At 74.1% G+C, this 14,827-nt stretch carries 12 protein-coding genes; 4 read left to right on the top strand and 8 right to left on the bottom strand.

Annotated elements, in window-relative coordinates; genetic code table 11:
• Positions 1 to 77: 77 nt before the first annotated feature.
• From LRS74_RS29290 to LRS74_RS29305, 4 genes are all read right to left on the bottom strand, one after another.
• The gene (locus LRS74_RS29290; RefSeq protein WP_277743807.1) at positions 78 to 611 is read right to left on the bottom strand and encodes a hypothetical protein; all 534 of its coding nucleotides are present in this window, start codon (positions 609 to 611) and stop codon (positions 78 to 80) included.
• Positions 612 to 766: 155 nt separating this feature from the next.
• The gene (locus LRS74_RS29295; protein WP_277743808.1) at positions 767 to 958 is read right to left on the bottom strand and encodes a hypothetical protein; all 192 of its coding nucleotides are present in this window, start codon (positions 956 to 958) and stop codon (positions 767 to 769) included.
• A 248-nt stretch (positions 959 to 1,206) separates the two neighbouring features.
• Entirely contained in the window at positions 1,207 to 2,097 is an 891-nt protein-coding gene (locus LRS74_RS29300) for a nucleotide-binding protein (RefSeq protein WP_277743809.1), read from the bottom strand.
• Between the two features lie 10 nt (positions 2,098 to 2,107).
• A complete protein-coding gene (locus LRS74_RS29305; RefSeq protein ID WP_277743810.1) occupies positions 2,108 to 4,039 on the bottom strand; it encodes an ABC transporter ATP-binding protein in 1,932 nt (643 codons plus the stop codon).
• Between the two features lie 417 nt (positions 4,040 to 4,456).
• Here LRS74_RS29305 and LRS74_RS29310 point away from each other — a divergent pair, with 417 nt between their 5' ends.
• The 3 genes from LRS74_RS29310 (at position 4,457) to LRS74_RS29320 (ending at position 6,594) form a co-directional block, all read left to right on the top strand.
• Positions 4,457 to 4,735 (top strand): acyl carrier protein, encoded by a 279-nt coding sequence (locus tag LRS74_RS29310; RefSeq protein WP_277743811.1) that lies wholly within the window; start codon positions 4,457 to 4,459, stop codon positions 4,733 to 4,735.
• Entirely contained in the window at positions 4,732 to 5,958 is a 1,227-nt protein-coding gene (locus LRS74_RS29315; protein WP_277743812.1) for a beta-ketoacyl-[acyl-carrier-protein] synthase family protein, read from the top strand. The genes LRS74_RS29310 and LRS74_RS29315 overlap by 4 nt, the downstream gene beginning before the upstream one ends.
• A gap of 105 nt (positions 5,959 to 6,063) precedes the next feature.
• Positions 6,064 to 6,594 carry a DM13 domain-containing protein gene (locus tag LRS74_RS29320; protein WP_277743813.1) on the top strand — a complete coding sequence of 177 codons (531 nt, stop codon included), beginning with the start codon at positions 6,064 to 6,066 and terminating at the stop codon, positions 6,592 to 6,594.
• A gap of 15 nt (positions 6,595 to 6,609) precedes the next feature.
• Here LRS74_RS29320 and LRS74_RS29325 read toward each other — a convergent pair whose 3' ends face one another.
• From LRS74_RS29325 to LRS74_RS29340, 4 genes are all read right to left on the bottom strand, one after another.
• Positions 6,610 to 10,689 carry an SAV_2336 N-terminal domain-related protein gene (locus LRS74_RS29325; RefSeq protein WP_277743814.1) on the bottom strand — a complete coding sequence of 1,360 codons (4,080 nt, stop codon included), beginning with the start codon at positions 10,687 to 10,689 and terminating at the stop codon, positions 6,610 to 6,612.
• Between the two features lie 76 nt (positions 10,690 to 10,765).
• On the bottom strand, positions 10,766 to 11,854 hold the full coding sequence (locus LRS74_RS29330; RefSeq protein ID WP_277743815.1) for a MoxR family ATPase: 1,089 nt from the start codon (positions 11,852 to 11,854) through the stop codon (positions 10,766 to 10,768).
• Positions 11,855 to 11,901: 47 nt separating this feature from the next.
• Complete coding sequence (locus tag LRS74_RS29335) at positions 11,902 to 13,248, bottom strand: hypothetical protein (protein ID WP_277743816.1); 1,347 nt, start codon at positions 13,246 to 13,248, stop codon at positions 11,902 to 11,904.
• A 50-nt stretch (positions 13,249 to 13,298) separates the two neighbouring features.
• Entirely contained in the window at positions 13,299 to 13,673 is a 375-nt protein-coding gene (locus LRS74_RS29340) for a hypothetical protein (protein ID WP_277743817.1), read from the bottom strand.
• A gap of 163 nt (positions 13,674 to 13,836) precedes the next feature.
• Between LRS74_RS29340 and LRS74_RS29345 the strand changes: the two genes are divergently transcribed.
• On the top strand, positions 13,837 to 14,826 hold the full coding sequence (locus LRS74_RS29345) for a DUF1648 domain-containing protein (protein ID WP_277743818.1): 990 nt from the start codon (positions 13,837 to 13,839) through the stop codon (positions 14,824 to 14,826).
• The last annotated feature ends 1 nt before the right edge of the window (position 14,827 follow it).

Raw genomic sequence — 14,827 nt, forward strand, 5'->3', positions numbered from 1 at the left:
GGTCCGGCCCTCCCCCTCGGACCGTCAGACCCCGGCTCCCGTATCCCCGGGCCGGCCATCCGGCCCGGGAGCCGGGGTCACTTCTTCTTCGGAGTCCTCGAACTCCTGGGACTCTTCGGCGCGCCCATGCCCTGGCGCGCCGCGCCGGCCGGCCAGACGACCTCGACCGGAATGCCCCGGGCCCGGGCGTAGGCCACCAGGTGCGCGGTCGCGTCCCGGCCGTCGGACGGGGAGCCGTCCCAGACGGCGAGCACCGTGCGGCAGGAACCGACCAGCCGTTCGTCCGCGCCGATGCAGGCGTACCGGTCGGCCGGGTCGAAGGGGAGCAGCCGCACATGCTCGGCCAGCACCAGCAGCTCCCCGGCCGCCGGCCGGTCACGCGCCGGCAGCACGGCCGGCACCGCGCCCTGGGCGGGCAGCCACACGGTGAGCTTCCGGCCGGCCGCGCGCACCGCCCGGCCGAAGGCCAGCGGCAGCCCGGCACCCGCCCGCACCAGCCCCACCGCTCCCTCGGCCAGCCGCTCCAGTCGCTCCAACCGGGCCCGCAGCTCGGCCTCCACCAGCTCCAGCGTCCCCGCTGTCAGATCCGCATGCCCCACGGCCGCGATCACCGCACCGCTCCCCTCATCACCACGTTCCACCCGTTCACCAGGTCCGCGTCGCAGTGAACACAGCGATGATCCCCCGTCGGTAGGGGCCGAACGGCCCTGACGGTGCCCGGTCGGCCGGCTACCCCGGCCGACCGGCTCCTTCGCGCCTGCTCAGCTCAGACCTCGAAGTCCCGATCGAAGGTCTCCCGGGCCTTCTGCTCCTCCGCCTGGGCCCGCAGCCGGGCCTTCCGCTCCTCCTCGACCGCGCGCTCCCGCGCTTGCCCGGCTCGCTGCGCCTTCTCCTGCACATCCCGCGGCGTGGCCTTCACCCGCCCGGACGTGCCCTTGGGCTGGTCTCCGATTCCCATAGCTGCTCACTCCTCGGGGCGATCGGAATACAGGAGTCGATACCAGGGTGACACGCTTCGGTGACCGGCGCATTCAACTCCCTACTCGCGAGTTTTCTCGGGGGTTTCTCGGTACACGTCAACGGCACGCGACAGCGAAACGACGGAGTCGACGGGGTGGCCGGCGGGCGCGTGGCCCCCTGTCCGCCCCCCGCGGACCCGGGGCGCCGGCGTTCGACGCGCGGCACCCCGCCGCCCAGCCGGTGCGCTCAGCCACAGTCCGCGAACTCGCCCACCCGGACCGGCGTCCCGTCCGCGGTCCTGCCGATGACGGTGATGTCGCAGCGGCCGCCCGAGCCGGCGCCCGCAGGCCGCCGGCGCAGCACCCGCACGGTCTTCCCGGCGGGCAGCCTGGGGACCGAGAACTCGTCGGGGTCCCGGACGACGCCCCCGTCCCGCTCGGCGGCGGTCACCTCCAGGTCGTACATGTCCCCGGGGCCGTGGTTGGTGATCTGCACGACGCCGCTTCTCCCCGGGCCGTGGTCGACATAGCGCGCCTCCAGCCGCGGGGAGTCCGCGACCTCCTCCCCGGCGCCGGGAACGGGATCGGCCAACGACGGTACGGGGGGAGTCAGATCGCCGGCGTCGTGCCAGTCGGTACCGCTCAGCCGGACCGCACAGCCGGCCGTCTGGAGTCGGATCGCCAGCTCCTGCCGCCGCTTGACGGAGTCGTCGAGCCGGACCACGTGTCGGCCCTGGATGTCGCTGAAGCCCCTGACCTCGCCCAGCTCCACGATCACCGTGCGCTCCTCGTCCCGGCCCATGGCCATGCCCGCCTCGAACAGGACGTTCGGCCGCGGCTGCAACCGCGGGACACACTCGGGGTCGCCCGGAAGGGTGAGACTCTCGTGCAGACGGGCGACGTCGTCCGGGGTCTGGAGGATGACCACGGCCTGCGCGTGGGCGAACACCGCGTCCAGCACCTCACCCAGGTACGGGGAGCCCTTCCCGGTGAGCCGGATCGCCTCCGACCACTCGATCGGGTCCAGCCCGAGCGTCCGCAGAAACTCGAACAGCCCCTTGCGCGCGGGCTCGTTGCGCCCGTGGATCACGAACACCTTGCGGGGGTCGACGCCACCCGCGACGGTCTGCCCGGCCATGCCTTCCTCCCTACCCGCGGAGTCGGTCCCCTCGATCGACGTTAGCGGCAGCCGCCGGGCCGGGTACGTGGGCGTACTGGTCGGCCTGGAGCTTGTACGCGGCGGCGTAGCGGGAGCCCGGGCGGGTGAGCAGCTCGGCGTGGGTGCCGTGCTCGACCAGGCGGCCGTGGTCGAGGACGTAGATGGTGTCGGCGTGGCGACAGGAGGCCATGCGGTGGCTGATCAGAATGATGGTGGCGCCCTGGTCGGCGAGCCGGCGGATGCGTTCGAAGGCGGCGATCTCGGAGCGGGCGTCCAGCGCCGCGGTGGGCTCGTCGGCGATGACGATCGGGGCGGCGCGGAACGTGGCGCGGGCGAGCGCCATGCGCTGCCACTGCCCGCCGGAGAGCCCCACCCCCTGGTGGTAGTTGCGGTCCAGCAGGGTGTTGAGCCCCTGCGGGAGCTCGGCGATGACCGCGTCGGCCTCGGCGTAGGCGGCGGCCCGATGGATGTCGGACGGCGAGTAGGGGTCGGAGGGGCGGCCCAGGTGGATGTTCTTGCCGGCGGTGAAGGGCCACTCCATGAACGACTGGTCGATGAGGGCGACGTGTTGGAAGAGGCTGGCCCGGTCCAGCTCCCGGATGTCCGTCCCGTCCACCAGGATGTGTCCGCGGTCGGGCAGGTACAGCCCGGCGAGCAGTCGGGCGGTGGTGGACTTGCCGCAGCCGTTGTCGCCCACCAGCGCGACGATCTGGCCCTGACGGACCGTGAAGGACACGTCGTCGACGGCCGGGGTGGGGCGGTCGGGGTAGGTGAAGGTCACATGGTCGAAGCGGATCTCCTGCGGAGCCCGCTTGAGGACGTGGCCGTCGGTCGACATGGCCCGGTCGGCGGCGTTGCTGACGGCCTTCTCCAGGTCCAGATAGAACAGCGACTGCTCGTAGAGGTGGTTGACCTGGCGGACCAGCTGGCCGAGCTGGGAGGTGCTGTTGCGGATCGCGATCACGGCCGTCCCCGCCACCGCCAGCGGGATCACGCCCCCTTGGAGCAGCAGCCCCAGCAGCCCGTAGGTGGCGGCCGTGGCGAGCCCCGAGACCGCGCTGGACGCCAGGTCGGTGGCGGCCTCCGCACGCGCCAGCCGGGCCTGCTCCGTCTCGTGCTCCTGCGACATCCGCTCGAAGTGACCCAGCAGGTGCGGACCGGCGCCGTGCACCCGGACCTCGGCCGCGGCCTCCTGACCGGTGAGCAGCTGGGACAGCTGGTGCCGCTTGCGCAGATGCTCCAGCCAGACCTGGATGGACTGGTACATGCGTCGGGCGCTGCGGATGGTGCCGTAGCCCTTGGGCAACGCGATCAGCAGCAGCATGGGTAACAGCGCCGGGTGCAGCACCGCGAGCACCCCGGCGGCCGCGGCCAGGGAGACCAGGGCGTTGAGCACGCCCACGCTGTGGCTGATCATGCGGCGGGCCGAGTCCGTGCCGTAGCGGGCGGAGTCCAGCAGCCGCCGGAACTCGGCGCGCTCCAGGTCGGCCAGCTCCACATGGATCACCGGCCGCAGCAGCCGCACATTGGCCGCCCGCTCCACCTTGGGCTCCAGCCGCCCGGTGGCGGCGGTGGACACCCCGCGCAACACGGCGATCAGCGCGCTGGCACACGCCACCCACAGCAGGGACGGCAGCGCGGCCCGCACCCGCTCGGGGGTGGGCCCGGCGGCGAACAGCTCGACGAGCACCCGGTTGGTGGCCAGCAGCCCGAAGGCCGTCCCCAGCCCCTGCCCCAGCTCCGCCCCGGCGACCAGCAGCAGCGCGGTGCGGTCCGTCGCCCAGGCCAGCCGCACCGACTGCGCCACCAGGTGCGGGATACGCCGGGCCATGCCCCGGAAGGAGATGTTCAACCGCGCCATCTCATGCCGTGCGTATCCGGTGTCCAGCTCCCGGTGGCCCCCGAAGAGCTCGCGCTCCACGGCCGAGTCGGGCCCCTTCGGCTTTCTGCCGGAAGCGCGCCGGACCGGTCCGGCGTGCCGGCCGGCCGACGGGAAACGGTGCCACATGTTGCGCCTCCGATGCCTGGGTCTGTCCTGCGACACGGCGATGTGCTCCGCTTAAGGGAGTTAGCCCAGTGCTGATCCCCCCGACAGGGCGCGGAGAGGAGCGAAAGGGGCATCGAGGGTGGAGAGCGGTCGATTCCTCCCCATTCGGCGGTCCGGCTCATCCGGACGCCGGGCGTGCGGCGTGCCATCCGGGTGATGGTCGCGGACGCTTGCTCCGTACGGACGATGACGGTCCGTGCGGTGCCGTGACGCGGGCGGCCCGGTCGGAATACTGGCTCGCGTTCACGCACGGTCCGCGGTCGTCACCCGCCCTCCAGTAAAGGACCTCGTATGCCCACCACCTTCGACTCCGTCGTCGCCGTGCTCCAGGACACCTTCTACGTCGACACCGGCCAGGCCGGGCCCGACACCACCTTCGAGGACCTGGACCTGGACTCGCTCGCCCTGGTCGAACTGGCCCTGGTGGTCGAGGAGCGGCTGGGCGTCCAACTGGACGGCTTCACCACGCAGTCCACCCTGGGCGAGGCGACCACCGCCATCGACGCCGCCCTCGAGGCGGCCGAGGGCGCGCGACCCGAGCGCCTCGCGACACCGACGGCCGGCTCTTGAGCGGCCCTGCAGGCATCGCCGTCACCGGGCTCGGCCTGGTCACCCCCGGCGGCATCGGCACCGCGGCCACCTGGGACACCCTGCTGACCGGCCGGTCCACCGCCCGCCGCGATCCACTGCTCTCCGGGCTGCCCGTCGACATCTCCTGCCGCGTCGCCGACTTCGACCCGCTGCGACAGCTCGACCCCCGACTGGGCCGACGGCTGGACCGGTTCACCGCCATGGCGCTGGTCGCCGCCCGCGAGGCCGTCGCCGACGCGGACCTGGACCCCGCCTCCTGGCCCGCGAGCCGGGTGGCCGTGGTCATCGGCGTGGGGACGGCCAGCATGGAGCAGTACGAGGCGGAGTTCCACAAGCTCGCCGCCGGACTCCCCACCAAGATCTCCCCGATCGCCATCTCCCGCAGCGTCCCCAACATGGCCGCCGGCGAGGTGGGCATGGACCTCGACGCCCGCGGCCCCAACCTCGCCGTCTCCACCGCCTGCGCCTCCGGCGCCACCGCGCTGGGCGTCGCCCGCGACCTGCTGCGCACCGGCTCCTGCGACATCGTCGTCGCCGGCGGCAGCGAGTCGGGGTGCACCCGGGTCCCGGCGGCCTGCTTCCACCAGATGCAGGCGCTGTCCCGGCGCGTGGACGACCCCCAAGGCGCCTCCCGCCCCTTCGACGCCGACCGCGACGGCTTCGTCCTCGCCGAGGGCGCCGGGATGCTGGTCCTGGAGCGGCTCGCGGACGCGGCCGCCCGACGGGCCCCCGTCCGCGCCCGGCTGACCGGCTACGGCGCCTCCTGCGACGCCTTCCACTTCGCCGCCCCGCACCCCGACGGCGACGGCGCGGTCGCCGCCCTGCGCACCGCCCTCGCCGACGCCGGCTGGCACCCCTCCGACGTCGACCACGTCAACGCGCACGGCACCGGGACCCGGCTCAACGACTCGGCGGAGGCCCGCGCCCTGCACCGCGTCTTCGACCGCCCGCCGCCCGTCACCGCGCTGAAGGGCGCCCTCGGCCACTCCCTCGGCGCCACCGGGGCCATCGAGGCGGCCTGCACTGTCCTCACCCTCCAGCACCAGCTCATCCCGCCCACGGCCAACCTCGACCGGGTGGATCCCGACCTCGATCTCGACGTCGTCGCCAAGGCACCCCGCCCCGCCCGGCTGAAGACCGCGATCAGCGAGTCCTTCGGCTTCGGCGGCCAGAACGCGGTGCTGGCCTTCGCCGTTCCATAGCCCCGGCCGGGAGCGGCCCCGGCGCGGTGCGCCACCGTCGGTCGACGCCGAGGACGACGCGGGTGGTTCACTGGGGCGAGGTACCGAACGTCGGGGAGCGAGGACATGGGGCGTGTGACACGGGTGTTCACCCGGCCGGTGGTGGTGGGCGTGACGCTCGTCGGGCTGCTGCTCGTGGGCCTGGGACTCTACTGGTTCCAGCCCTGGAAGCTGTGGGTCGACGACACGGTCAACGAGGATCTCCCCACCGCGACCGCCTCCGGGGCCGGCAAGCCGGAGCAACCGGAGACGCTGGCCACCGGCGAGTTCATCAGCCATGAACACTCCACGAGCGGCGGCGTCCGCATCCTGCGGCTGGCCGACGGCACCCTGGTGCTCCGCCTGGACGACCTGGACACCAGCAACGGCCCCGCCCTGCGGGTCTGGCTCACCGACGCCCCCGTCAAGCCGGGCGAGGACGGCTGGCACGTCTTCGACGACGGCCGCCACATCAACGCGGGCGAACTCAAGGGGAACAAGGGCAGCCAGAACTACACCCTGCCGGCGGGCACCGACCTGAACCGCTACACCAGCGTGTCCATCTGGTGCGACCGCTTCGACGTCTCCTTCGGCGCGGCCGAGCTCAAGCGGGCCTGAGCCGGGCGGTCGCGGTCAGGGGCGGGGTGGCTCGGGCGGGCGGTCGTCCTCCTGGTCGGTCGAGGCGCCGTCCTCCGCGGCGGGGGCCGCTTCGAGCCGGCCCGTGATCCGTTGGATCAGCTCTGCCCGCTGAGCCTCGTCGAGGGTGCTCGCCAGCTCCCCTGACACGGTGACCGCGGTGCCGTCGGGCCGGGTGATGGTGACGGACGGCTGCCTGGTCCGCCTGGTCTGCAACCAGGTGAGCACCGCGCCGGCGAGCACCGGCAGGGCGGCCGGCGGCGCCAGGGCGGCCAACAGCCCGCCGGCCGCGAGGCCCATCTCCGCCATCGGAGCCGCCTCCACGGCCCGGCGCAGCCGACCGCGGAGCGTGGGCTCCGCGTCCAGCCAGCGGTGCAGGTCGTCGGCCGAGCGCTCGGCGTCGGCGGGGCGGTCATCGCTCACGGAGACGAGGGTGGGCGCGGCCGGTTCGGTGGGGAGCTCGCAGCCCGCGTGGAAGGTGCTGTGGCTGAGATCGGCGATGCCCTCGAACACGGCGTGGCGGAAGCTCACCGGGCCGTGAAAGGTGGTGTGGGTCAGCGTGGTGTCGTCCTGGAACACCGCACGCCGAAAGCGTGTCCTTCCGTGCACGGTCATGAAGCCGAAGGCCGCGACCTTCAGGAAGGCGGCGTCGTCGAAGTACGTGTCGCCGTGGAACGTGGTGTGACGCAGGCTCACGGGCCCGGCGAAGACGGTGTCCTGGAACCCGGTCGCCCCGTGGAAGGTGGCGCGGTCGAACTCGGCCGTGGCACCGAATGTCGCGCGGGAGAACATGGTGGGGCCGTGGAATGTCGCATCGCGGAATCGGGCCCCGCCACTGAAGTCCGCCAGCGTGAAGTCGATCCCCTCGTGGAAGGTCGCACGGTCGAAGAGCACGACGTCCGTGAAACGGACACCACGGAACGGAGCCCCTTCCATGAACAGGGCCTCGGTGAACTCCGCCCTGCCGAAGCGGGCCCGGCGCAGGCGCCCGTCCCACAGCGCGGCGAGGAGCTCGTTCAGCACCTCGGCCGTGAACGGCGTGCCCGAGGCGTCGACGTCGTCGCCCGGATGGAGTCCGGACAGATACGCCGAGCGCTCGGCCCCGGTCAGGTGCACCAGGCAGCGCTGATGGCCGGGCACCCGGATGCCGCGGCAGCCCGCCGGATCCTCGGGGGAGGCGTCGAAGCCGCAGTGGGGCCAGCCGGGGGCGTCGGCGGGCGAGGTCAGGGCGCGCCCGAGCGCAGCGATGTCGCCCAGGAACGAGTAGGCGCCGGCGGCCCCTCGCGACCGGTCGTCGTCTCCTTCGACGACCGGATGGAAGTCCCCGGACGGGTCCGGGCCGAGCGCCGCCTGGATCGCCTCGCGTACCGCCGGGGAGACCACGAGGACGGAGGTGGCGGAGAGAGAAGAGGGGAGGGGGAGTTTCGCTCGCACTTCGCTGAGTACGGAGGCATGGCCGACCATCCTGACCGCGGCGGCGACCGCGGGCCCGGTCAGACCGTCCGGCGCCTCGGCGACCGGCCCGGAGGAGATCGCGAGAGCCAGCGTCAGCCGCCGCTCGCCGCCCGTCCACACGGTCCGCCTGGCCAGTCCCTCACCCAGCGCGGTCAGGATCACGCCGGTGTGCCTCAGGGAGTCGGTTCCACTGAGGCCCACCACGAGGTCGGCAGTGTCGTCCGCAGTGCGGCGCGGTGTGGTGACCACCCCGTCGACGCCCGCCTCCTCCATGGTGTCCAGGAGGAGCCTTCGCAACCATCGCTCGCCGTTGGACCCGTCAAGTACCGAGAGATGGACTCCGGAGCCCGGGCCGCCGAGGAGACTGAGCTGCAGGGCGATGCAGAGCGAGTCGCCCTCCGTCGGCACCGGCACCCTTTCCCGTTCCGGCCGCGCACCCGACGTGTCGTCCAGGCACACGAGAAAGCTCTCCTCGCTCAGGAGCGGGCCGATGGGCTGGACCCTCCAGCGCTGCGGCCAGGTCGCCTCACCGACGAGGCAGCCCATCAGGACGTCGCCGTGGAACACCGGGGCCCCGCGCAGCTCCGACCAGTCGACGGTGGGTCCCGGTGGGCCGGACGGCTCGAAGTACAGCCGCCCGCCAGTGGAGATCAGGGTGCCTTCCGCCGTGGCCGGGTCGCCGACCTCGGTGGTGCAGGGCACCTGACAGTCCCTCACTCGTGAGCCTTCGGCGACATCCCCCCAACGCAGTGGCGGCGCCGACCGAGCCCATGCCACCGGATCGACCAGGTCGGTCTCGGCGCGCACCAGGGCCGCCCCGAAGCCGCCGCCGAACCGCCCCCACACCGTATGGCAGGCGACCCAGCGGCTGCCGTCCCAGACGACGGAGGGCCCGTCGCCTTCCCGGCGGTTGGGGATCGAGGGCGTCAGGAACGTCCGCGGGGTCAGCAGGACGCCGGTCGTCGGCAGGCGGTCGACGCCGCGCGTCAGCCAGCTGACGATCCGCCAACCACGGTGCTCCCACGCGGTCCCCGCTCTCGACTCATCGAGGTCCACTGTCCCCGGCTTGGCCGCGAACGGCAGCCGCCCCGCCGCGACCGTCCTGGCCCCGTCCCCCGACGGCTGTGCCGGGTCGACGCGGGTGGCCCCGAACTCCGCCGTCGTACGCGGTTGACGGCTGAGGTAGCGCCAGACCGATTCCGGCACCAGCTCCCGTACGGTGCTGATCTGGTGGCGTAGCTGGGAGCCGAGCAGCGCCTCGCGCACGCCCGGCAGGAACGCGAACTCCATGCGCTCCGGATCGGTTCCGCCGGTGTGGTCGTCCCAGGGCCGGAGCAGGCCGCTCAGGGCGACCTCGGCGAGGTGGCCGTGGTCGGAGTCGGGCAGCATGGCGCGCCGGACGAGGGTCATGACGGGGAGGGTCAGGGGCACGGCGGAGAGGTAGCCGGCGAGGTGCTGGGCGGTGACGGACGAGGTCTCCCGGAAGCGTTCGAGGGCCGGGCCGGCGGGCAGGGCCTCGGGGTCGGCGGCGGGTGACGACGACTGTTCCACCGCGGTGTCGAGGAGCAGGCAGGCCATCCGCTGCCAGCGGCTGTCGCCCGCGACCAGGTCGGCCAGGCGGGTGAGCGCCGCCGGGGACGGGTCCACCACCGGGACGGGCAGCCAGGCGGCCGCGGGGTCCGGGCGGCGGCGGGCGCGCGCCCTGGGGCTGGTCGGCGCCTGCTGCCAGGAGGCGTTGGCGGCGGCGGGCCGGGAGGCGCGGAGCAGCCGGGGGGAGGGGCGGGCGGCGCCGCGGGACCAGAGCCGTTCGGGCAGGACGTTCAGCACGGCCACCGGGTTGTGGCAGGACCAGTGGCGCAGCGCCTCATGGAGTGGGCCGCCGGCCCAGCCGCCGCCGACCGTGTCGGTGACGACCAGGATCAGTCGGTGCCCGGACGGGTCGGCGATCTCCTGGGGGCGCCGCGGGGCGGCGCCCCGGCGGTGGGTCACCGCGGGGAGGCCGTCGGCCCCGGTGCCGTCGAGGTACCAGAGCCGCACATCGCGGAAGACCCCGGTCTGGGTGATGACCCGGCGCAGCTCGGCCACCAGGTCCTGCCAGAGCAGCATCGAGTGGTGGGTGTCGACCACCAGCGCCAGGTCGAGCCAGCGGCTCCGCGCGGGCCGCAGCACGGGCGTCGGCAGCAGTAGTTCGACGCTGCGGGCGACGGTGAGCTCCTCGTCGAGCTCGCGCTCGGCGTCGGGGCCGCCGCGCGCACGGCGGCCCACCGGCCGCAGCGAGCGCATGACGGCCAGCGGGTCCCGCAGGGTCGGCGGGCGGGGAACCCGCACCGGGTCACCACGGCCGGCACCGGCTTCGTCCTCGGCCGGGCCCGGGTCCGGGTCCGAGGCCGGGAACAGCCTGGCCCGGGTCCCCGCGGCGGCCGCCGTCGCGGTCGACGGTCGTCGTGGCGGCGGGGGTGCGGCGGGGCCCGCGGCCGGGGGCGGGGCCTCCGGCTCCGGGGAGCCGGCCGCGGGGCCGACCCTGCCGGCCAGCCAGAGGATGTCGGCCAGCTCCTCAGGACCGGCGTCCGCCCCGGCCTCGTTGACGGCTCTGAGCAGCGCCTCGATCACGCGCGCCGCCACGCCTTCACGCCGCCCACGGGATCGTCAGCGACCCGCGGCCTCGCGACGACCCACGGCCCCATGTCGGCCCACGCCCTCACGTCGACGGGCCGGTGAGCCGTTGCATGACCGTGCTCAGGAACCGCTCGCGCTCCTCGGGGCCGGACCAGGCGTTGTTCAGCCGCAGGTGGATGGCGTTGAGCAACTGGTCGGTGGCGAGGTCGCCGTCGGCGCCGCGGGTGATGAAGCTCTGGATCAGGTCCTCGTAGCGCCCGTCCTCCGGGGCGATGCGGAGCCGGGCGCGCACGATCCGCTCCAGCTTCTCCCGCCCGGGCGGCTCCATGTGCAGCCGAATGCAGCGGCGCAGGAAGGGGGGTGGGAAGTCGCGCTCCCCGTTGCTGGTCAGCACCACGACGGGGAAGGCACGGCAGCGGACCCGGCCCCGTTCGACCCGGACCAGGTCGTCCGGGGAGTCGTCGGTGGCGATGCGCGCGGACGGCTGTCGCACGGCCAGCCGCGCTAGTTCGGGAATCTCGAACTCGCCCTCCTCGAAGACGGTGAGCAGATCGCCGGGCAGGTCGATGTCGCTCTTGTCGATCTCGTCCACCAGCAGCACCCGCGGCTGGTCCTGGGCCAGCAGCGCGGTGCCCAGCGGGCCCAGCCGGAGGTACGGGGTGATGGAGGAGGCGTCCGCGGCCCCGGCCCCGCCGTCGGCGGAGCCCGCGGACGTCTCCGGAGCGGGGTCGGGTGTCGCCCGCCCCGGCCCCCCGGTCCGCATCTGGTGCAGATTGGCGTCCTGGAGCCGGCCGATGGCGTCGTAGTGGTACAGCCCGTCGCGCAGGGTGGTCCGGCTGGTGATGGGCCAGTGGAGCACCGGGCCCAGCCCGAGGTCGGCGGCGACGCTGTACGCCAACGTGGACTTGCCCACCCCCGGCTTGCCGGTGACCAGCAGCGGTCGGCGCAGGTACAGCGCGGTGTTGACGGCGTCCTTCTCCGACTCGTCCGGCACATAGCCACGGCCGCGGGCCTCGGTGCGCTCCCAGGCCGTGCCCTCGTTCCGCGGCGCGGTGTACTCCGGGTCGGGGGTGCCGGCGAACTGCCGCCAGGGCGGCGCCTCCAGACCGGTCAGCACGGTCCGCCGTGCCTCCTGGGCGCCCTCGCCGCCGTAGATCCACCAGTCCTTCACCGTGCCCCCACCGTGCCCTTCTCCGCTCTTCGCTTTCGGCTCTCACGTCACGACAAGGACCGGCTGAGCGGCCGGCAGTCGGGATCGTCCCACAGAAGGGCCAACGGATGGTGCCAGCCCTGGTCGTCCTCCGCGCCGTCGGCGTGCTCCAGGCGCAGCTCCCGCAGCAGCTTGGGGAGGCGCCGCACATCGATCCCCGACTCGTCCCCGGTCGCGTCGGGACCGGGTGTCGTCAACGCCGCGCTGAGGCCCTCACCCGGTCGGGCCGCCCGGGGCGGGCCGCCGCGCCGCCACACCGCGATCGGCACCCCCGCGTCCAACACCGCGTTCAGGGCGTCCTGGAGCCGGGTCGCCGACACCTCGGCCAGCACGCAGACCGGCGGTTGGTCGGCCTGCAGCCGGTCCCCGAGCACATGGCTGACCTCGTGGTCCGGCAGCACATGGACGGCCCGTGGATGGCGGCTGCTCTGTGCCTGGTACCAGCGCCACTTCTGCCGCCACAGCGCCTCGGTCACGCCGTCGCGCTCGTCGGGGCAGCGGACGGCCACCTGGTAGATCAAGCCGAGGCCGCGGGGCGCGCCGCGGCGTCCGATGGGCATCGGCCAGTTCTCGAAGTCGACGTCGAGCAGCTCGAACGGGACGTGGAACTCCACCCGGTCCACCCGGCGGCAGGCCACGGGGTCGGTCTCGCTGAACCGCCGCTCCACCCGGAGCAGTTGGCGGCCGAGCTCGCGGCGGACCTCGTCCAGTGTCAACGGGGTGGCCTCGGACTCCCACAGCGTCTCGAAGCCGCCCCGATGCAGCCACATCCGCACCCAGTGGCGGTCCTCGGTCTGGGCGGGTTCCAGCCGTAGATGGAGGACCACCTGACGTTCGGCGGGCGGTGGCGTGGGGAGGGGGCCGACCCTCGTCCGCTCGCAGGTCGCCGCGAGCCAGCCCGCCAGCTCCGTCGCCCACCCCGGGTCCCGTGTCGCGGCCCGCTCCATCAGATACCGCACGAACGGCACCGCGAGCGGCATGTCGGGGCGCACGCCCTGACGCGCGTCCAGGTCCTTGACCACCTCGGTCAGGCCGCCCGATGGCAGGCTGTCGCCTACGGGTGGGACGGCCCCGGATATCTCGAAGGCCCAGCGGTACGCCTCGTAGGTCCCCTCGGGCAGCGGCCGGTCGCCGAAGAGCGCGCCCAACCGGTCCCAGGCGACCTGGTCCAGGCGGGGTGCGGCCGGCGGCGGGCTCGCGGGGCCGGCGCCCGACTCCGGCAGGTGCTGGTGGAACTCCTTGATGACGAGGACCCCGGAGTTGGCCACGCCGCCGTTGTCCGCGTGCGCCTCGCCGGTCTCGGTGGCCTCCGTGGTCTCGGTGATCCCGGTACGCGGTGGCTGTTTCCACCCCACTGTCGTTCCGACCTCTGCTCTCTCTCGCCCGCGATGCCTGTCGTGTCCGTTCAGCCGAGCCGGACGCCCGTGTTGGCATCGCCGCCGTCGCCCTCGGCGTCCCCGGTGTCCTCGGCCGCGGCGTCCGCGGAGGTCGAGGCCGGCGCGCTGACCCCTGTGTTCGCCGTGCCGCCGTTTCGGGCCGTGGCCCTGCCGGTCCGGGTCGCGCGCACCGTCGGCGGAGCCGGTGGCGGCGGGGGCGGAGGCGGGGGCTGTCCGGGACCGAGCAGCGCGCAGCCGAGCCCCGCGATGCCCACCACGGCCCCGACCACGCTCGCCACGCCGCTCGCGGTGTCGAGATCCACCCACACCCACGCCGCGACCATCCCCAGCACCAGGAGGGCGGAGACGATGACTAACGCGGTCTTCTTCCAGCCGTGCAGCATCCCGACATCATCCACCCCTCGGGCGACGGCTGTCAGCCGGATGGCGCCGGTGGCGGCGCCGCCCCGCGAAGGGGGCCGCGCACGAGGGCCGCCGCTGGTGCGAACGCCCTTCCGGGTTTAGGTTGTTCTAGTGTTATGCGAACAACTGGAGGGGGCTGATCCCATGTTCCGTAGGCACGAGGGTCCGTCCGGCCATCGCCGGACCGCCGTGGTGACGCTGGCGTTCGGGCTCGCCGCGGCCGCCGTGTCGCTGGGCTGCGCCGGGCTGTGGGACCGGCTGCCCGATCGCCTCGCCACCCACTTCGGCGCCGGCGGCGCCGCGGACGGCTTCACCGCGCGCGGCGACTTCCTCGGCGTCGCGCTGGGCGTGCTGCTGGGCCTCGGGGCGCTCTTCGGCACCCTCACCCACCTCGGCCGCGAGGCGCCCGGCGCGCAGCGCGCGCTGACCGCCGCCGGGTGCGCGGTCGCGGCGCTGCTGGGCGCCGCCTTCGGTGTCACTCTGTGGGCCAACGCGGGGGCCGACGAGGCGGGGGCCGTCACCCTGGCCGGTGGTCAGCTGGCCCTGGTGTGCGCCGCGACCGCCGCCCTGGGCGGGCTGGGCTGGCTGCTGGCGGGGCCCGGAGCGCCGCCGCCCGTCACCCGGCGGACGCCGGTTCCGACGGCGCCCCGACTGGAGTTGGCCGACGGCGAGCGGGCCAGCTGGACCCACACCGCGGGCTCCCGCCCGATCGCGTACGTCGGACTGGCCCTCGCGGTGGCCGGGGTGGTCGCGGGCGTCACCGTCGGCTGGGGGTCGGGCATCGGCCTGCTGGCGGGCGGCGTTCCGCTGGCGCTGCTGACCGGCGCGCGGGTCACCGTGGACCGGCGGGGCCTCACCGTCGCCCCGCTGCTGCTGCCGCGCCCCCGGCTGATCGTGCCCCTGGACCGCATCGAGGAGGCGACCGAGCGCGAGGTGAACGCGCTGCGGGACTTCGCCGGCTGGGGCTACCGGGCGCACTCCGGCGCGAGCGGGGTGATCCTGCGGTCCGGCGGCGCTCTCTCGGCGCGGCTGAGCCACGGCAGCGAGTTCGTCGTCACCGTGGACGACGCCCGCACCGCCGCCGCCCTCCTCAACGCGTTGGTCGTCCGCGAGCGCACCGCTCCGGGGGCCTGAC

This window comes from Streptomyces sp. LX-29, assembly GCF_029541745.1.
Lineage (GTDB): Bacteria > Actinomycetota > Actinomycetes > Streptomycetales > Streptomycetaceae > Streptomyces.

Coding starts and splice junctions, on each gene's coding strand:
- LRS74_RS29310 (WP_277743811.1), top strand. CDS start 4,457: ATGCCCACCACCTTCGACTCCGTCGTCGCCGTGCTCCAGGACACCTTC.
- LRS74_RS29340 (WP_277743817.1), bottom strand. CDS start 13,673: ATGCTGCACGGCTGGAAGAAGACCGCGTTAGTCATCGTCTCCGCCCTC.
- LRS74_RS29320 (WP_277743813.1), top strand. CDS start 6,064: ATGGGGCGTGTGACACGGGTGTTCACCCGGCCGGTGGTGGTGGGCGTG.
- LRS74_RS29345 (WP_277743818.1), top strand. CDS start 13,837: ATGTTCCGTAGGCACGAGGGTCCGTCCGGCCATCGCCGGACCGCCGTG.
- LRS74_RS29300 (WP_277743809.1), bottom strand. CDS start 2,097: ATGGCCGGGCAGACCGTCGCGGGTGGCGTCGACCCCCGCAAGGTGTTC.
- LRS74_RS29295 (WP_277743808.1), bottom strand. CDS start 958: ATGGGAATCGGAGACCAGCCCAAGGGCACGTCCGGGCGGGTGAAGGCC.